At 72.6% G+C, this 19,105-nt stretch carries 8 protein-coding genes; 6 read left to right on the top strand and 2 right to left on the bottom strand.

Annotated elements, in window-relative coordinates; translation table 11 throughout:
- The first annotated feature begins 56 nt into the window (after positions 1–56).
- From OEB96_RS34710 to OEB96_RS34685, 6 genes are all read left to right on the top strand, one after another.
- A complete protein-coding gene (locus tag OEB96_RS34710; protein ID WP_266221143.1) occupies positions 57–833 on the top strand; it encodes a hypothetical protein in 777 nt (258 codons plus the stop codon).
- A 52-nt stretch (positions 834–885) separates the two neighbouring features.
- Positions 886–1,545, top strand: a complete 660-nt coding sequence (locus OEB96_RS34705) for a hypothetical protein (protein WP_266221142.1) — start codon at positions 886–888, stop codon at positions 1,543–1,545.
- Between the two features lie 44 nt (positions 1,546–1,589).
- A complete protein-coding gene (locus OEB96_RS34700; protein ID WP_266221141.1) occupies positions 1,590–4,373 on the top strand; it encodes a hypothetical protein in 2,784 nt (927 codons plus the stop codon).
- A gap of 89 nt (positions 4,374–4,462) precedes the next feature.
- A complete protein-coding gene (locus OEB96_RS34695) occupies positions 4,463–5,377 on the top strand; it encodes a hypothetical protein (RefSeq protein WP_266221140.1) in 915 nt (304 codons plus the stop codon).
- On the top strand, positions 5,374–7,662 hold the full coding sequence (locus OEB96_RS34690; protein WP_266221139.1) for a sulfatase: 2,289 nt from the start codon (positions 5,374–5,376) through the stop codon (positions 7,660–7,662). The genes OEB96_RS34695 and OEB96_RS34690 overlap by 4 nt, the downstream gene beginning before the upstream one ends.
- Positions 7,663–7,701: 39 nt before the next feature.
- Positions 7,702–8,709: a hypothetical protein gene (locus tag OEB96_RS34685; RefSeq protein WP_266221138.1), complete on the top strand. Its 1,008-nt coding sequence runs from the start codon at positions 7,702–7,704 to the stop codon at positions 8,707–8,709.
- 203 nt (positions 8,710–8,912) lie between these two features.
- Here the strand turns inward: OEB96_RS34685 and OEB96_RS34680 are convergent, their stop codons facing one another.
- Both OEB96_RS34680 and OEB96_RS34675 read right to left on the bottom strand, forming a co-directional pair.
- Entirely contained in the window at positions 8,913–13,970 is a 5,058-nt protein-coding gene (locus tag OEB96_RS34680; protein ID WP_266221137.1) for a tetratricopeptide repeat protein, read from the bottom strand.
- Positions 13,967–18,793, bottom strand: a complete 4,827-nt coding sequence (locus OEB96_RS34675; protein WP_266221136.1) for a tetratricopeptide repeat protein — start codon at positions 18,791–18,793, stop codon at positions 13,967–13,969. Before OEB96_RS34675 ends, OEB96_RS34680 begins: the two co-directional genes overlap by 4 nt.
- Positions 18,794–19,105 lie beyond the last annotated feature (312 nt).

Raw genomic sequence — 19,105 nt, 5'->3', positions numbered from 1 at the left:
TATCCCACACCCTCCTTGGTTCGTTGGTCTGTGCCACTGCGCTCGCCTCCATCGCCATGCCCACCGCTCACGCCGCCGTCTTCGAAGAGCCCGTGAGCATCGCAGTGATCAGCGAGAACGGTACCGGCTCCACGAGCGCGGCCCAGGGGTACGTGGACTCGTTGATGGAAGCCATCGGGCGCGCCAATGACTGGTCGACCGTGGTCGGCAAGTACTTCACCAAGCGCAGCAAGGCCAAGACCTTCATCAAGGAGAGCAAGCCGTCGTTCGGTTTCCTGAGCTTTGGCGCCTACCTCGGCCTGCGCAAGGCCCAGGAGCTCCAGCCGCTCGCGGTGGCCGATGCCACGGCCACCGGCGGTGCCCAGTACTTCGTGGTCAGCAAGGAGCACTTCACCCTCGACGAGTGCAGGGGGCAGGCGCTGGCCACCAACCACACCGGCGATCCTCGCTTCATCGATGCCGTGGTCTCCGGTGATGCCTTCGATCTCTCCGACTTCACCGTCGTGGAGACCAAGCGTCCGGTGCAGACCCTCAAGGCGGTGATCGACGGTGAGGCGGCCTGTGCTCTCGTCGACGATGCGCAGGTCGTGGCCATGAGCAAGATCGATGGCGGCGCGATGCTCCATCCGGTGTGGGGCTCGGAGAAGTTGCCGGCCATCGTGGTCGTGTCGTTCGGTTCGGCGGCGGCCAAGCAGGTCGAGAGCTTCAAGGGCACCATCGAAGCGATCTGCGAGGGCAACGGAAAGGACGTGTGCGACGCCGCCGGGCTCAAGGCGCCGCGGCGGGTCGAGACCGATGCGTTCGCGGCCCAGCAGACCGCCTACGACGGCTGACCCCGAAGACCCGCGTCGCGTCGTCGGGCGCGACCGTGTTATGCCTTCGCCGATGCCACGTCCCATCTGGCTGGTCCTGCTCGTCGCGCTGGGCTGTCGCCCACCGGCCGAGGCCGACGTCGTCCCCGATGAGACCACCGCTCCCCAGCGCAGCGCGCTCGAGCTCTCCGACGAGCTCGAGGCGCTGATCGAGCAGGGCACGGGCACCGAGGACGATCGGGTGCGAGCGCTGGAGCAGGTCCGAGCGCTCTCCGATGATGGCTCGGCCGGCTACGCGTTCGCCCGGGCCGCGGTGGCAGGACGCGTGGCCGAGCTGCGTGGAGTGAAGGCGGGCAAGCTGGTTGGGGAGGCCGAGGGCTTCGCCCTCGAGAGCATCGAGCGAGATCCGGAGTTTCGAGCCCGCGCGGCGTCTCGCATGCTCGGCTCGCTGTGGGTGATGGCACCGCCGCGACTGCTCGAGCACGGCGACTCGGAAGAAGGCCTGTCCATGCTCGAGACCCTGGCCAAGGAGCAGCCACAGGAGCTGCTCAATCACCTTCGCCTGGCCGAAGCCTACGTGTTCCTGGGAGATCCCGAGCCGGCGGTGCCACACCTGTGCATCGTGCAGCAGGGTCGCGCGAGCCTGCGGAGGGACGATGCTGCCCTGCTACAGCGCCTGATGGACGAGGTCTCGGAAGAGGAGCCGGTCGAGTGCGAGGCCACGACTCCGTAGCCTCGCGCGCGAGCGCGTCCGTAGGACGGTCGTGGCGGGCGAGCGTGCTCGCAGCCGCCGTGCTGCTCGCCACGGCCGGGTGTGGCGGTGCAGTCGTACGGCTGACCAAGAAGGGCGAGTACGACGAGGCGATCGCCAAGGCCGAGGCCATGCGCAGCCCTCCTCGGGGACGAGCCGCGCGGAGCCTTGCCACCGCGCTGTCCGAGCGGGGACGCCACGAGCAGGCCCGCGGCGTGCTGCTGGCCGATTTTCGACACGGTGGTGATCTGCGCTCGTTGGTGGCGCTTGCCGACCTCGAGCGCACGCTCGGACTCGATGGCATTGCCGCCTCCCACTACGCGCGGGCGGTCGATCTTCAGCAAGACTCGCTGCGAGGACGGGCGGACGTGTGCCCGCTGCTACGACGCCGCGCCGCGGTCTGGGCGGCCGAGGGGGCCGGGCTCGCGGCCGAGCGCGACCTCGAGCGGGCTCGGATCATCTGTGGCGAGCCGACCGAGCCAGCGGCGGTGGCGGAGCTGCAGCGCTTGCGGGCGCTCGTGGATGCTTCGGCGCAAGGCGAGGTCGATGCCAGGGTGGCACGCTCCCAGTGCGGCGATGGGTGTGAGGAGGCGGATGGGCAGGCTCGGCGCCAGGCTCGGCAGGCGGCGCTCGAGCGGGCTCGCAAGGAGGGGCCGGAGGCGCTGCGAGACGAGGCTGCCCGTCAAGGGGTGCAGCTGCCCGCCGAGGACGTGGCCGCCATCCTCGTGGCGGATGCTCGTGGTCGGGCGGGAGAGGCGTTGATGACCGACGACGAGGTCCGTGGCCTCGTGGGGGAGCAGCGCTGGACCGATCTGGCGCCCGCGGTCATGAGCAGCGATGCGGACCTGACCGCCTATGCGCAGCTTCGGCTGGCGGCGGTGATGTCCGATGTCCCGGTCACGCTGCGGTCGCGAACCGGACCCGGCGAGCTCGATGTGTGGCTCGCTCGCGCGACCGAGGCGGCCGGTGAGCAGGGGTGGCGGGTGCTGGCGTGGGCCGGCGACGTGACGGGGGCCGAGCTGGCGCTGAGCAGTCAGTGGCGACCCCGGCGGGCTCCGGTCGCGGCGCCGAGCGAAGCGGCCGGCCCGAGCGAGCCGGCCACGACGCAGAGCGAGCCATCGTCTCCGTCGCCGGCGCTCGAGGCATCGCCGACGGTCGAGGAGGTGGAGGGCGTGACGGCGCCGGAGCACTGGACCTCGCGGGTCGAGCCGACGCCCCAGAACCTCGGGGCGTTGCTGCTCGAGGGTCGATTGCGGACGGCGGCCGGACAAGGGGAGCGTGGGCTCGAGATCCAGCGGTACGTGGGCGCACGGGCGCTGGCGCGCGGAACGTTGCAGGCCGACGCGCGCGTGGCCGACGAGGCGGCGTGGCACCTCGCCCACGGGCGCCCATGGCAGGCGTGGGCGGTGGCGAGCGTGAGCACGGGGCCGCAGTCGCAGCGCGTGGTGGCGGCGGCGGGCACCGCCCTGCGTCTTGCTGCGGCATTTTGCGGGGGGGCGTGCCAGGACGATGCGGATCGCGAGCTGGTCGAGCGCACCCTGGGTGAGGCGTGGGTGGTCGAGCACGAGGCGGAGCAGGTCGCGGTGTCGCAGCATCACGAGCGGCCTGGTGCGCCGATCGATGCCTGTCCCACGCTCGGAGAGCTGCTCGCACCGGATGCCACGGGGCCGCTGTCCGAAGCGCTGAAGACGATGCTCGATGGGGCGCAGGACCCAAGGCGGGCGGTCCTGCTGCGTCGAGCGATCGAGTCCGACGTGGGGCTCGGCTGCGCGGGGCGCTACGTGGTGCCGCTGATGCGGGAGCATGGGTTCGTGGCCAGCGCCGATGCGTTGGCCGAGGTCCTCGCGCACGAGGCGACCCTGGAGGCCCCCCGGGCGCTGACCGTGCACGCGGCGCTGGCCATGGTGGCGGGACGCGAGCAGCAAGCTTCGCTGCTCGCCACCGCCGCGGGGGCGGCTTCGCAAGAGCCGGCCCGTACCTGGCGTGATCTGGCCCGGCATGCGCACGCGACCGGCCAGCGCGAGCTGAGCCTGCGAGGCCTGCGAGAGGCGTTGATGCATACCCCGGGGCTCCACGACCCTGCGCTCGAGCAGGCGTTGGTGCTGGTGGGGCTGGCGGGGATCGATCGGGGATGGAGCATGCGGGAGACGGCGGCGGGAGCCGACGAGCCCGCTGCTCACGTTGCGGACCTCGTCGCGCGGGTCGAGCCGGCGCGGCGCTTCGCGGTACGGGAGCAGCTGGCCCGTGCGTTGGCCGAGCAGCCGTGGGTCGATGCCGACGCACGCCAGCGCCTGGCTCCCGCGCTGTGGCCGAGCCCCGAACTCGAGCAGGCCCATGCGATCGGGCGGGCGTGGGTGGGGCTGGCCAGTGGGAGCCCGCCGGCGCTGGGGCCGGATGACGTGGGGCCGATGGACCTGGCGGCGCAGACGATCCTGGTGACGCTACGGCGGCGCAACGAGCTGGCGCCAGGGACGGAGGCGTTCGTCGACCCCGCGCACATGGAGGCGCTGCGGCTGGCGGTGGCCCGCCACAGCCGTACGTTCACCCTGCGCTGGCGCATGGCGATCGGGCTAGCCGCGTATGGTTCGCCGCGGGCTCGGGCCCAGGCGGCGACGGTGCTCCTGGAGATGGCCGAGCCCGCCATGCGCAAGGCGCTGCTGGAGCTGTTGCTGGAGGATCTGGCGGTGATCGAGCCGGGGGACGCGGGAGATCCCGCGGTCGCACGGGTGCGGGAGGCGGTCCTGCTGGCGACGCCGGAGGACCAGCTGACGGTGGTGTTCACCTTGCCGCCCGATCCGCTCGGCCTCTGAATCGGCTGGACCGTCGAGCGGGGGAGCCGGCGCGCTGCGCCGGCCGCCTACCGGCCGAGCGAAGATCCGCGATACAAACCAGCGAGCCGATGTCCTCGTTGGAGCACCCGAGCATGCCCCCGCGACGCGCGGGAGTCGCCTTGATGGCGCTCTTGATGGCGTTGGTGGGGCTACTGTGGACCGACTGGGACGCAGTGGATCGCGGGGTGCTGCGCTCGGTGATCGCCCGTGATCTCGAGCGGGTCGATGCGCTGGCGGGCCTGAAGGTCGAGTCGGGCTCGTACGAGGGGCAGCCATCGCTGCCGGTGATGGTGGTGCAGGAGGGGGGCCCGTCGTGGATCAGGGAGGAGGCGGAGGCCGCGGTGCGGGCCGACGACGTGCTGACCCTCGGTGAGCCGCATCTGCTGCGCGTGGAGGTGATCGAGCATGCGCGCACCTATGGAGTGCGATGCCAGCTGTGGCGCCAGGGATGGAGCCTGCGGGCACCCGAGCCGCTGTGGGCTGGGCCGGCGCCGTGGGTGGTGCTGCTGTCGGCGCTCGCCGGTGCTGGCTGGGCGGGGTTGCGGCGACGTGTGACGGGGGGCCTGCTGCTGGCCGGCACCCTGGCGCAACTGCTGCTGCTGGCGCTGCCATGGCCGCTTCCCTTCGTGCGCCCATCGCTGGTGCAGACGTGGCGCGAGGGTCCGCTGGGGCACGGGGTGGTGACGCTGGCCCGAGGGCTGCCCGATGCCTCGATGGCGCTCGGCGCCGGGATCATCACGTTGTGCACGGTGCTCATGATCTTCGATCACCGGCGCTCACCACAGCAGGGCGGAGGCGTGGTGGCGGTGGGGGTGCTGGGGGTGCTGGGGGTGCTGGCCTGGGTGGAGGCCTCGCTACGGGCGGGACTTTGGCCGTGGCTGCACCAAGCCGCCGGATGGCTGGCGATCTCGGGGGCCCTGGGACTGTGGGCGTGGGCGGTACGCGGCCGAGTACGGCGCCGCGCAGAGGGACTGGACGCGTGAACCGAGGCCGAGGCGCGCGGTGGCTCTTGTTGGCGGCGGTCCTGGGTCTCGGGCTCGGGAGCGGGTGTGGAGACGACGGGTCGACGATGGCGCAGCGACCGAGCCCCGAGCCCGAGCCTCCGCACCTGGTGGCTCCGGTGGCCCGCGTGGAGAGTACCGATCGCTGGCTGGACCTCATCGCACAGCGGCCGAGCGCGGTGGTGATCCGCGAGGACGCGGTCTACATCGACCTGGCTCGGCGCAGCGCCAGCAAGCACTTTGCGCTGGGGCAGAACGCGGAGTGGCAGCAGGGCGTGGAGGTGCAGGAGCGCATGGCCGGGGTGGTGCGGGCGCGCACGGTGTCGATCGACGTTCCCATCGATGGCGAGCTGTCTCCGGCGCTCAATCCCGACACGGACGAGCATGCGGGGCTGGCTCTGGCGATCGAGCTGTGTCCGCTGGTGGAAGGGCAGTCGGTGACGGTGCTGTGGGAGGAGCAGCCCTTGGCGCACCTGCGGCTGTCCGAGGGGTGGCAGCGGCGCACGCTGTCGCTGCCGGCCGACCGGATCCACCCGGGGGACAACCGCTTGCGGCTGCACTTTCGGCACGTGGGTGAGCATGCGGGGGGGCCGGCGGCGGCCGCGGTGTCGCTGGTGGAGCTGGGTCGTCATGAGCGCATCACCGGGTTGCAGCCCGAGGGTGAGCACGTGGCCCCGTTTGGCGTGGAGCCGCAGCCCGATGGAGGGGCCACGCTGGAGCTGACGGCGGGGACCGGACTGGCGTACTACGTGGTGCCGCCGCGTCGCGGCAAGCTGCTGCTCGACGTGCGAGGGCAGGGAGCGCTGCTGGTCACGGCGAGCTCGGATGCCGATCACCGAGAAGGGCGACCGCCGACGGTGCTGTGGGAGGAGCCGCTGCGGCCGGCCGGGGAGCGTCGCGAGCTCGATCTGACCGCATGGGGGGGCGTGCCGACGCGGCTCGAGATCCGTGCGCGTGGATCGAGAGGCGACAGCGGGGCGGTGCTGCGGGCGGCGGAGCTCGTGGCGCATCGAACCCTGCCGCTGGATCAGCGCCCCCGCGCCCCGCGTGACATCGTGGTGCTGGCGATCGAGGGCGCGCGAGCCGATGCGTTCTTCGATCCGGGGCGCCGTCCGTCGCTCGAGGCGATCGAGGCGCTGCGACGGGAATCGATGGTGTTCGAGCGGGCCTATGCGATGGGATCCGCGGCGGTGCCCAGTCACGCCGCGTGGCTGTCGTCGGTGGCGCCGCCGGTGCACCTGACCGTGCGCGGGACGTTCGTGGCCGATGGCCAGGTGATGCTGCCGGAGGTGCTCGCGCGCGCGGGCTACCTGCGCGCGCTGGTCACGGCCAACCCCTACGTGGGCGAGGAGCGCGGGCTGGCGCAGGGCTTCGATCTGCGTCAGGCGATCGGCAACGAGGAGGAGGACGACGCGGTCGGGGTGACGCGGCGCGCGTTGTCGCTGGTACAGCGCCACTCCGAGCGCTGGTTCCTCTACATCGACGTGGACGATCCACAGGCGCCCTACGAGCCGCCACGCGAGCTGCTCGGTGAGCTGCAGGCCCCGCTCGGAGCTCCGCTGCCACACCTGACCCACATCTGGGTGGGGCGCGTGTACACGGGCAAGCACGAGCCCTCGGCCGATGAGCTCCGCTACGTGCGACGGCTCTATCGGGGCGAGCTGCAGGTGGTGGATCGGGCGGTCGACGAGCTGCTCACGGCGCTGCGCGAGGCGGGGCGGCTCGACGATGCGATCGTGGTGGTGATGGGGATCCACGGCGAGGAGTTCTTCGAGCACGGGAGCGCAGGACACGGTCGCAACCTTCGCGAGGAGAGCATTCGGGTGCCGCTGATCGTCCGAGCGCCCACGTTGCTCGCGCCCGGCAAGGTGTCGACCCCGGTGGATCTGCTGGATCTGGGGCCGACGCTGGCCGACCTGGTGGGGGCACCGGCGCCGGATGGTTGGCAGGGCGAGAGCCTGGTGCCGGTGATCGACGATCCCCAGCCTCCGCCTCGCCTGGTGCTGGCGTACCTGGGCGACGGCAGCCGGGCGGCGATCGTGGGCGACCACAAGCTGTTGCTCGGCGCGGGGCTCGACGAGCAGCTCTACGACCTTCGGGCCGATCCCGGCGAGCACCACGACCTGCGGGCCGAGGGTGGGGTGGCGCTGCGGATGTTGCGCACTGCGCTGCGCTGGCAGACCGGGCACGAGGACCAGTGGAAGCGAGCGCGCTGGGGGACGGGCGCCAACCTGCGACCGACGTTTGCGATGGATCAGGGGATGTAGTAAGCCCGCCGCCTCTTCGGCGACGAGGTCCTGACGACGATGGCCAGCGATCCCCAAGGTGTGCTCGACTCGATTCCCACGCTGCTGTCGCAGCGCGATGCCCAAGCCCTGGTGGACCTGCGCGATCATGCGGACAAGAAGGTCCGCAAGGCGGTCCGCAAGGCCCTGCACACGCTCGAGAGCCGTGGCGTGGCGATCCCCGAGGGTCCGTCGCGGAGCTGGAGCGCGGGCAACGTGCAGGCCGAGCTTCGCGGCTCGCTCGAGTCGCTGGCCACGGTCGACACCCGCAGCCTGGCGGGGGCGCTGCGCTTCATGCTGAGCCTGCCGCAGGAGCACAGCGGGGCCCGCCTGTACGTGGGGGCGCTCAGCCCCGAGGATCGCGTGCTGGAGTTCGGGGCCTACCAGCAGACCGACGGACAGCGCGGCCGGCTGGAGCGTGACTGGCAGCGCCAGCACGAGGGGCGCCAGGTGCCGGTGGACTGGCTGCGTGCGCGCATCGTGTGGGCGCGCGGCAACACCCTGGCCAAGGGCTTCTCGGTGCCGCGAGCGCTCGACGAGGCGCTGCCGCGGCTGGGTGACGCACCGTCGCAGCGGCCGACGGCGCAGTTCCTGGGCGAGTCGCTCGCCGGCGAGCCGGCGTTCGAGGGCGGCAAGATCGACGAGCTGCTGACGGGTGCCTCGGTGCAGCTATGGCCGCCGTTGGTCGACCTCGAGCCGGTGCTGCAGCGCGCGGCCGAGATCCACGGCGACAAGCCGCAGCCCACCGACGACGACGCTCGCACCGAGCTGATGCGCCAGGCCCTCGAGGGGCAGGATGGAATTCGCGAGGGGCTGCGCACGACCCTGGCCAATGCGCTCGAGGACACGGCGGTGGGCCTGTGGGTCGAGGGCAAGGGCGCGCTCGCGCGGTTGGCCCATGACGCGGCCAACGAGCTGCGATCGAACGAGGCCCCGGAGACGCTGCCGTGGGTGCCGCGCTTGCTCGGCTTCCAGGTCGCGAGCCTGCTGCGGGTGGTCCAGCAGCAGGGCGGCATGGGTGGCTCATGAAGCCCCCCGCAGCCGGCTTGGAGCTGACGGTGCAGCCAGCTTGCCCCCCAGAGGGGGGCTTTATTGGCGGGTAGTGGGGGCGCTCTACACTGCTCGCCCCGCAGCCGGCTTGGGGCTGGTGGTGCAGCCAGCTTGCCCCCCAGAGGGGGGCTTTGTTGGCGGGTAGTGGGGCGCTCTACACTGCTCGCCCCGCAGCCTTGCCCCTACTCGTCGTCCTGGAGGGCGGTGGTCTGAGCGGCGAGGAAGGGGTCGCCGAGCAGGTGGGCCAGTAGCTCCTGGGCGGTGCGCGAGCGGTTGATCCGCTGCTTGAGGCCGCCGGCGCTGCTGCCGTCGAGCAGGCAGGCGGCGGAGAGCACCGAGCCCGGGGTGCCGGTGAGCAAGGCGGCGACGTGCAGGTCGGTGCTCTGGATCGCGCGCGAGGTCGCGTCGAAGGCATGGTTGGCCAGACCCTGGCACTGGCGCTCGAGCGCGCGTCGCTGTCGAGGCGGTAGCGCCTTGGCGAGGTGCCCGGCGAGCTCCTTGAGCCGTCGGGGGTCGGGGTCGGCGGTCATCGGGTTGAACACGCCGACGGCCTCGAACGCGGCGGCGAGCAGCAGATCCATGGCCATCGGCGAGAGCGCGCGGGCTCGTGGGGCCCCGAGGCAGAAGCGAGCCATGGCCATGGCCACCAGGCCCTCGAGCGCGGCGGCATCGCCCTGCTGCCACAGGCCCGTGCCGAGGCGAAGCGTGGGCACGGGCTCGGCGAGGTAGACGACCGCACCGGGGGACGCGGTGGCGCCGAGCTTGGGGGGAGCCGCGCCGACCAGCGCGGCGCAGCGCTCGGCAAAGGCGGTGAGGCGAGCCACATCGGCACTGGGGGGGATGGGCACGGCGTCGGTGTTGTTGACGACGGGGAACTCGCGCGAGAGCCGGGCCACCACGGAGTCGAGCGACTGCAGCAGGCTGTGCAGCAGCGGGGGCTCGCCGGCGGAGTAGAGCGCCACGCGCAGCGACGCGGTCTCGAGCACGCGGCGCAGACCAGAGCGGGTGGCGGCCCGGGATGGATCGATCGCGATCGTGGTGGGCGAGGGCTCCATCGCCTGGAGCAGGTCGCTGGCCATGCGGGCGAGGTCGGGCTGGGCCCGGCGCGAGACCGTGGCGAGCAGGCCCAGGTCGCGCAGCGAGACCGCGCCGCGGCTGACGTTGGCGACGAGCGCGTTGCGGATGGGCTGGAGATAGGCGGCGACGCGGGCGCTCTGACCGGTGCGGTTGAGCTGATCGACGAGCAGCGAGATCGTCTCGCGGTTGCCCGGGTTGATGGCGGCGGCGCGCTCGACCGCCTCGAGGCCGGCGGCCTCGGCCCCGGGTACGTCGGCCAGGAGCTTGGCCTTGCGCAGGTAGATGTCGTGCAGGCGATCGCGGTTGCGCTCGCGGGCGGCGAGTCGGTCGAGCAGCTCGGCGGCCTCGGGACGCCGGTCGGCGCGCTGCAGCAGGTCGGACATGAGCAAGAGCGCGCGCGGGTCGTCGCCGCGGGCTTGCAAGACGATGCGCGCGTGATCGATGGCGCGGGGCAGCGTCTGCGGGTCGGCGGCCAGGAACGAGGCGATGCCCATGCGCAGGTCGATCGCGGACGGCTCGGTGGGATCGAACAGCTGCAAGAGGCGCTCGGTGGCCTCGGCCGCGCGGCGGTCGTCGCCCATCTTGCGGTAGGCGTTGACCAGGCCCCGCAGGGCGCGGCGACCGTCGGGCTTGGCCTTGGCGGCGGCGTCGTAGTAGCGCACGGCCACGTCCTGGGCCACGGCGTGCTCGCCGAGGAACAGCGCGAGCTCGTAGCGGAGGTCGGGGTCGGTGAGGCGGGGGAAGGCGGTGGTGAGCAGCTCGATGACGGGGCCGGCGTCGCCCGCCTGGCCGGCGAGGGTGCGGGCCAGCGCGATCGCGTCGCGGTTCTGGGTGTCGCGCTGCAGGATCTCGGCGATGATCTTGAGTGCGCGCTCGCGGGCGGTGGCATCGCCTCGCGCCGCGCGGACCATGGCATCGCGGGCCTCGGCGACCAGCACGTGGATCGAGGTGGGGGCCCGAACGGCGGTGGTGCTGCGACGCTTGTCGCTGGCGGTGCGCGCAAGACCGAGGTCGGCGGGCGCGAGGTCGGGGAGGGCGCCCTTGGCGGCGAGGTAGGCGCGGCGTGCCTGGCCCCATGCGCCCACGCGCTCGAGCAGCTCGGCGCTCTCGACGTAGAAGATCGCGCGCTCGGCATCGGACTGGGCCCGCACCGCGCGGGCGGACACGGCGTCCTTGATGACGAACGGCGACTCGGGCTCGCTGAGCAGCCGCTCGAGGTGGCGCACGGCGTAGGGATTGCCGGGATCCTCGTGGAGTGCCTCGAGGATCGCCTTGCCGGCGAGATCGTGGTCCTCGCGGGCGCCGGTGGTGAGCAGCAGCTCGGCGGCCTCGACCAGCAGGGTGGCCTTGAGGTGGGTGTCGTCGCTGTGTCGAGCGGTGCGCAAGTAGAGGGCGGGCAGCGACTTGTGGTCGCCGACCAGCCGCAGCATGCTCTCGAGCTGCCGCCGCACCAGCGCGTCGTCGGGGGCGGCCTGCATGGCGTCCTCGTAGGACCGACGGGCGGCGGGGATGCCCTCGCTGGTGCCGAGCGCCATGCGAGCGAGCTGGACCAGGTGCACGGCGATGGCGTCGTCGCCCCCGTTCTCGAGCAGGGCCTCGACCAGGCGCACGAGGTTGTCGACGTCGTGGTGGGCCACGAGCAGCCGTCGCGAGCGCTCGAACGCCAGCCCGTGATCGGGCTGGGCCGCGAGCGCGGCGCGGTAGTGCTGGAGCGCGGCGTCGTTGGCCGGGTGCAGGCCGTCCTTGCCGGCGCCGGGGCGGATGCCGGTCTCGCGGTGGTGCTGGCGCGCGATGGCCTCGGCGAGCAGCCCCAGCCGGTAGTGGTGGTCGGCCTGCAACGGGGCGCTGTTGGGCAGGTCCTGGGCGCGAAGCAGGTCGTAGGCCTCCTCGATGCGGTGGCGCGCGGTCAGCAGCTGCAGCAGCAGCTCGCGGGCGGGGGCCAGGTCGGGGTTGGTCTGGTAGGCCTCCTCGAGCTTCTCGATGCCCTTGTCGACGTCGCCGACCTCCTCGAAGTAGATCCGGCCGGCCTTGTAGGCGAGCACGGCCGGATCGGTGATCGGGTCCTTGGTGGGCGAGAACAGCTCGACCAGCGACGGCAGCTCGCCGTTGTCGCGATAGAGGCGGGCGAGCGCGCGCAGAGCCGGGGTGTAGCCCGGCGTGAGCTGGAGTGCCCGCTCGTAGCAGTCGCGAGCGTCGCGGCGCTTCTTGAGGTGCAGCTCCAGCACCTCACCGAGCTCGACCAGCGCGGCGGTGCGAGCGATCTCGTCCTGCACGCGATCGACCAGCAGCTGCAGCGCGGTGATGAGCACGGCGGGTCGGCGATGGGCGCGGCTGAGCTTGGCCAGCTGATAGAGCGCGAGGATGTCCTCGGGGTCGTCGCGGGCGACCTTCTCGAGCGAGGCGATGGAGAGATCGACGTCGCCGAGCTCGTGCTCGGCCATGGTGGCCAGGCGGCGCAGTGCGGCCAGGCGCTCGTACTCGTCGTGGGTCTCGTCGATCTGACGGCGCAGGTTGGCCACCGCCTGGGGCCAGCGGCGCATCTTCTCGTAGATCCCCCCCAGCGCGCGCAGGCAGTCGGGGTTGTCGGGATCCTCGGCGACGGCCAGCTCGTAGATCTCGGCCGCGCGCGGCAGGTCGCGTCGCGAGTGCTCGTGGACCCGCCCCAGGCGCAGCAAGATGGTGGCGCGGCCGGGGCCGGCCGACTGGGTACGCGCCCACTCTTCGAGGTGGAGGACCAGCGCGGGGAGGTTGTGCTGGTAGTCGAGCACCTCCGCCAGTGCCTCGCAGACCCAGCGGTGCTCGGGCAGATGGACCAGGCAAAAGCGCAGATCCGCCTCGAGCCGCTCGCACAGCGATGCGCGGTCCTCGGAGAGCTTGCGCAGCCCGGTGGAGGTGTCGCCGGGGGAGGGGGAGTCGGAGGGCTGGTCGTCGGCGCGCAGCTGCTGCAGGCGGATGCGGGCGAGCTGCTCGCGGACCAGCGCTTGCTCGCGCGGATCGTCGAGGCTCCGCGACAGCCGCTCGAGCACGCCCAGGTTCTCGGGCAGCCCCTTGGGGTCCTCACCCGCGGCGATCCGTTGCTCGACGTGAAGGGCGACCTCGGCCAGCGGCGCGAGCACGGCGGCACCGTCGTCGCTGTCGTCGGCGCGGTTGGCCAGCTCGAGCACCAGCTCGTCGACCGAGTCGTCCGAGCGGGCGAGCGAGAGGAACGCGAGGTGCAGCGCGGTGCTGGCCGAGATCGGGTCCTCGGCGACGGCGGCCAGCTCGCGATAGAGCTGTCCCAGGGTCTCGTGATCGCCCGAGGCCGACAGCGCGCGTGACAGCCGGCGCAGCGCGGTCTCTTCGCGGGGCTCGGCCTGGTGGGCCTGCTCGAGCACGATGAGGCGCTCGTCGGGGTCCTCGGTGAGCTCGGCCAGGTCGAGCAGCAGCGCGGCGCGCATGCGCGACGAGGAGACCTGCGGGATGAGCTCGCGCAGCAGCTTCTGGCCAGCGACGGGATCGCCGAGGAAGGTGGCGGCATCGGTGGCGAGGCCCAGCGCGATGGGATGATGGGGCGACAGCCGCAGCGCCTCGCGATAGGCCTCGTAGGCGCGGCGCAGGTTGGAGGTTCGCTCCTCGCACAGCTGGCCGAATTCGATCCACGAGGCGGCGCGCTCGTCGTCGTCGTTGGTGGTGTCGCGGCCGGCCTGCTCGAGCGCGGCCAGCTCGGCCGCGAGGCTGGACAGCCCGCCCTCGACCTGGGCGCGCAGCACCTCGGCGATCGGCGAGCCGCTGCGTGCGAGCAGCAGCTCGCCTTCTTCCTTGCGGCCCAGGCGATCGATGAGGATCCGACCGGCCTCGCACTGCATGGCGCCGCGCAGGCCCTCGTCCTCGGTCAGGCGGCTCTCCTCGGCGAGCTCCTCGACCAGCATCAGCCACGCCTCGGCCCCGCTGGTGGGGCCTGCGGTCGACAGCATGGTCGAGTGCAGCCCCGAGTGAGCCGGCCACAGGCTGCCCTGGTCGTCCACCAGGCGTGGCGGGGCCTCGCCGCCCTCGCCCAGATCGTCGGGGGCTTCCTCGACGAGATCGGTGAGGTCGAGCAGGCCGCTGCTCTCCTCGAAGTCCACGAGATCGAGCTCCTCGACGAGCTCGATCTCCAGATCACCGTCCTGGTCCCCGTGGCTCACGCGGAAGGCTCCTCGTCGCGGCGAATGGGAGTGGCCACCTCGGTCAGGTAGCCGAGGTTGTGGCGCAGGGTGAGGTGATCATCGGAGAGCAGGTAGCCCACCACCGCGGTGCCGCGGGGCTGTGCGATCAGGCCCTGCTCGGCCAGCTCGCGCAGCCGCGGGCGGGGATCGGCGGCGCACACGGTCCCGGCTCGGTCCTCGGCCACCCGCAGGGTCTCGAGCAGCTGTGCGGGATCGAAGCCGTCGATGCCGTCGCAGAAGGCATTGGCGAGCTCGGCGATGTCGGTGACCGAGCCCTCGGAGAGCGCGTCGAGCACCAGGGCGAAGTACTCCTCGTCGTGCTCGGGCGGGACGGGGGGCTCCGCGCCCGCGGTGGCGGCGAGGGCGAGCAAGAGCGCGAGCAGCCGCTCGGGAGGGAGCTCGAAGTGGAGCGCATCGCCGCCGGTGGACAGCCGCAGGAGGGCTCGGCCGATCGCGTCGCGGGCGGCGGCACCGAACGGCGTGGTGTTGATCCGTCGGCCCACCACCAACGAGGGCGTGCTGCCGAGGTAGGCGCGCACCTCGTCCTCGCCGGACGGGTCGACGTAGATCCTCGGCACGGGCATGCCCATGGCTTCGGCCAGGGCGCGGGTGACCAGGACCACGGGGTTGTTGCCGGGCAGGGCGCGCTGGGGGTCGAGCGTCACCGGCGGAGGCTCGGCCTCGGGGATCTCGGTCAGGTAGAACACGCCCTCGCGCAGCAGATCGAGCGCCGCCGGTACGGGCAGGTCGCCGACCAGGCCGTCGAACGGCCGACCCTCCTGCGCTTCCGGCAGCGGCCAGGGTTCGGTGACCAGCACGTCGGGGTGATGCCCATCGCCGAGGCGCTCGGGGGCGATCACGTCGAGCACGGTGGCCGCGAGGTAGACCCCGTCGTGCTCGCCCATGGCCTCGAACAGGTGGAGCAAGCCCTGCACCGGAGCGCCGGTGAGGGCCACGGGCGGGCGCTCGGGAGCCTCCGCTGAAGGACCCGCCGAGGGAGCTGCGTACGGATCGCTCAGGCCCGCCGAGCGCAGCCAGGCCCGATGGTGGGCCACGCCGGCCAGGAGCACCGCGGTGGCCTCGTCTCGGCGCTCGAGGCTTCGCAGCAGCCGCCACAGCTCGGTGATGACGTCGAGATCGGTGGGGCGCAGCAGCAGCAGCTCGCGCATGCGCTCGACCGCCACGTCGGGCTGGCCGAGCGGGCCGCGGTGGAGCTGGGCCAGCGAGCGCAGCCCCGCCACGCGCTCGGGGCCGTCGCCGATCTCGACCAGCAGCTGCAGCGCCTCCACCCGACGCGCCAGGTCGCCCACGCGCGCGGCGATCCGATCGGCCGCGGTGAGGGCGTGCTTGGGGTGGTAGCCGCCCTGACCGGCGGCGAGGTAGTGCGGCACGGCTGCGGCGAGGTTGCCCGCGCGCTGGTGGGCGTCGCCCGCGAAGTAGTGCAGGGCGGCGCCGCGCTCGGGCGACATCTCCCGCAGCAAGGCCAGCTCGAGCTCCGTGACCACGTCGCGCCAGCGGCCGAGGCGAGCGTAGGCCTGGGCGAGGTCGACGCGGACCCCCGCATCCTCGGCGGCCACGTCCAGGCCCGCCCGCAGGAGCACCACCGCGTGCTGCGGCCCCTCGAGCTCCGAGGCCAGCCGAGCCAGGTCGCGCAGGCTCGAGGCCGTCAGCACCTTGCGCTCGCGCATGCTGCTCAGGCGCGCGGTGAGGACCTCGGCCATGGGCGGCGCCCCCTTGGTGCCGTGCAGGGCCCGGGTCCTTCGCAGGCCTCGGAACGCACGGTCGCTGCTCGGATCGGCGGCCAGCGCATCGGTGAACATCTGCCAGGCCTCGGGGTTGGGCTCGCCGCGTCGCCCCCGGCCCAGGGCCAGGGTGCCCGCGCGACACAGGGCCACCGCGCGGTACTTGGGGCTCTGCAGCGACCACGAAAGCGCCACCAGCATCTCCATGGCGTCGGCCCCGGCCACGTGATCGCCGCGGCGCTCGAGCAGGCGGGCCCGGGCATGGAGCGCGGGCAGGTACTCCGAGTAGGCAGCCAGCGCGGCGTCGATGCTGCGCATGGCACCCTCGAGATCCTGGCGGCGCTCGTGAAGATCGGCGGCGATGGTGAGGTAGGCGGCCTTCTCGGCTCCGGCCGTCGTGGCGGCGGCGGCCTCGAGCTCGCGAGCACTGCGGGTGAGCCCGACCTCGCGCTTGCGAGCCTTGATCCTCAGGCGCCCACGCTGGGCCAGCCGATGGCCGGGCTCGACGTCGAGGATGCGCGCGTAGCCCTCGTCGGCCTGATCGAGGTTGCCGGCCGCCTCCTCGGCTCGTGCGGCCCGAAAGCGCAGCGCCTGCAGATGCGGATCGTCGGGCTGCGCCACCTGCTGGGCGAACACCCCGGCCGCGGCCTGCAGCGCGCCGGCCTCGCGCGACGGACGGCCCGCCTGGCGACAGGCACGGGCGAGCCGGAGCTGGGTGACGTAGTCCTCGGGCCTGGCCTCGGCCACGGCGCCGAGGTACTGGATGGCGACCACCGCCTTGGGCGACAGCTCCGCCAGCTGCAGGGCCATCGCGCGGCGGTCGTCGGCGCCGCGCTCGGAGGTGAGCCCGGCCTCGGCGAACGATTGCAGCTCGCGGCTGCGACCGAGCCGCTCGTAGAGTCGCAGCAAGCGGGCGCGGGCCACTCCCAGCTGCGGCCACAGCTCGAGCGCACGCACCAGATCGCGGATGGCTCCCTCGTCGTCGCCGAGCTGGGTGCGCAGCTCGGCCGAGCGATGCAGCAGAAGCGCTCGGGTGCGGGGGCCGGTGACGGAGGCGATGTGCTGTTCCAGTAGCGGCAGCAGCGTTCGCTGCTCGCCCAGGCTCTGGGCCAGGCTCTCGGCCGCGTGCAGGGCCGGCAGGTGCCGGGGCCAGCGCTTGAGCAGGCGCTGCAGCTCGGCGAGCGCCTCGACCTTGCGGCCGAGCTTGGACGCGAGCAGCGTGGCCACCTCGAGCTGCAGGCCGACCTGGCGCGCGCGGTCGTTGGCGTAGAGCAGCTTCTTGCGCAGCAGCGACACCAGCCCCTCCCAGTCGCCCTCCTCGCGCAGGAGCGCCTCGAGCATCTCGAGGCTGGGGAGGTGGTCGTCGACCGCGTCGAGCGCCTGCTCGAAGCAGTCGCGTGCCTGCTCGCGCTCTTGCAGGTGCAGGGCCAGCTCCCCCGCGCGGTGCAGGAGCTTGGCCTTGCGGCCCATGCTCTCGGTCAGCGCGATCTCTTGCTCGGTGACCTTGAGCAGCTCGCGGTTGCGTCCGGCCCGGGCGAGGATCCGCGCGAGCACCTGCAGCGACGGCAGGTGCTTGGGGTCTTCCTTGAGCAGCGCCGCGAGGTACTTGATGGCCTCGGCCGGGTCGTCGTCGCGCGCGTGGAGCTGGCCGAGGATCGACAGCAGGAAGCGTCGTCGAGCCGCCGACTTCGCCCGCGACAGCTCCTCGGTGTAGTAGGTGCGCAGGCCGGCCGCGTCGCTTTGTTGGTGGAGCACGCGCTCGATCCGGTCGCGGGCCGAGCGGGCTCCCGGGTGCGCGGTGATGGCGGCCTCGTAGCACTCGCGGGCGCCATCGAGCTCGCCCAGGCGCTCCTCCATCAGCTGCCCCGCCCGCAGGTTGGCCAGCGCCACCTCCTCGCGGGTCAGCCCGGCCTCGCTCGCGCTGGCGATCTCGAGCTTGACCAGCTCGAGCAGCTGGGCCCACATGCCGTTGGCGTTGAGGAAGCGCCCGGTGTCCTCGATGGCCGGCACGTGCCCGGGATTGAGCCGCAGCGCCCTGCGCATGGCGGCCAGGCCCTCGCTGGCCCGGTCGAGCCGGAACAGCGCCAGCTTGCCCATGCGATAGAAGAGCTCGGCCCGTACGCCCGGGTCCTCGTCGTCGCCGATCGCTCGCAGCTGCCCCACGCAGGCTTCGAGCGCGATGTCGTGCCGGCCCATGGCCATCGAGAGCTCCTCGAGGCTGCGCCACAGGCTGGCGTTGTGGGGCTGGGACTGGGCGGCGGCCTCGAGCAGGAGCAGCGCGCCCGTGCGCTCCCGGTGCTCGCGCAGGGTCACCGCGGCGCGGGCCAGCGGCATCGCGCGGCGCTCGGGCGGTCGCGACTCGGCCTCGATCTCGAGCGCATGGAGCATCAGCTCGGTGTCGCCGGCCACCTCGGCCACGCGAAACAGGTCGGTGGCCAGCAGCAGGTGTCCGGGCACCAGATCGAGCGCCGCCAGCAGCAGGTCGCCCGCCAGCGCCAGGTCGCCCTTGTGCCGCGCCTCGAGCAGGGCCAGATCGTGCAGGATGCCGGCGCTCAGCGCCGGATCGCGAACGACCTCGAGCTGTGCTTCGAGGTTGGTGATGAGCGAGAACAGCTCGCCGCGGGCCAGGGACACCCGCTCGACCGCACGCAGCACCGCCAGGTCGCGTGGGGTGGCCTTGAGCGCGGCCTGGTAGCACTGCTGGGCCGCGGCCAGGTCGTGGAAGTGGGCCTCGACCAGCTGGCCGCGCTCGCGATAGAGCGCCGCGGCTTCACGAGGGTGCCGCGTCGCTCGGATCTCCTGGTCGAGGTACATCACCGCCGAGCGGACGTCGCCCTTGCCCAGATAGACGCGATGGAGCAGCCGCATCGCGGGCCGGAGGTCGGGCACCATCTCGAGCGCGTGCGTCAGGTGGCGGACCGCCGATTCTTCTTCCCCGCGCAGCAGCAACCATCGCGCGCACGTGGTGGCCAACGCCGCGCGCAGCTGTGGGTTGCCCTTGGGCGTCGAAGCGAGGGCCTGCAGCACCTCCTGCAGCGGCAGCTCGTCGACGGCGGGCATTGCGGGGGCGAGTCTACACGCTTTGCGAAGCCGTCAAACCCCAACCCTCCCGCCGAACCCCGCCAAAAGGAATGTCAGCTGCATGGCCTACCCCAAGCCTCGGGACGAGCAGAGCAGGGCACCCTGATCGACCGACCCAAGCCCCCCTCCGGGGGCAAGCAGGTGTACCAGCTCTCAGTCGGATGCGGGGCGAGCAGAGTACAGCGCCCCGCTCGGCCTCCCTCATGCCCCCCTCCGGGGGGCAAGCTGGGTGTATCGCCAGCTCTCGGTCGGATGCGGGGCGAGCAGAGTACAGCGCCCCGCTCGGCCTCC

Source organism: Paraliomyxa miuraensis (genome assembly GCF_026337845.1).
In the GTDB taxonomy this organism is placed as follows: domain Bacteria; phylum Myxococcota_A; class Polyangia; order Nannocystales; family Nannocystaceae; genus Paraliomyxa; species Paraliomyxa miuraensis.
This window is presented reverse-complemented; position numbering and strand designations above follow the sequence as displayed.

Excerpts from the sequence above, each read along its gene's own strand:
- OEB96_RS34705 (WP_266221142.1), top strand. The coding sequence starts at position 886 with ATGCCACGTCCCATCTGGCTGGTCCTGCTCGTCGCGCTGGGCTGTCGC.
- OEB96_RS34675 (WP_266221136.1), bottom strand. The coding sequence starts at position 18,793 with ATGCCCGCCGTCGACGAGCTGCCGCTGCAGGAGGTGCTGCAGGCCCTC.
- OEB96_RS34685 (WP_266221138.1), top strand. The coding sequence starts at position 7,702 with ATGGCCAGCGATCCCCAAGGTGTGCTCGACTCGATTCCCACGCTGCTG.
- OEB96_RS34695 (WP_266221140.1), top strand. The coding sequence starts at position 4,463 with ATGTCCTCGTTGGAGCACCCGAGCATGCCCCCGCGACGCGCGGGAGTC.
- OEB96_RS34710 (WP_266221143.1), top strand. The coding sequence starts at position 57 with ATGCCCACCGCTCACGCCGCCGTCTTCGAAGAGCCCGTGAGCATCGCA.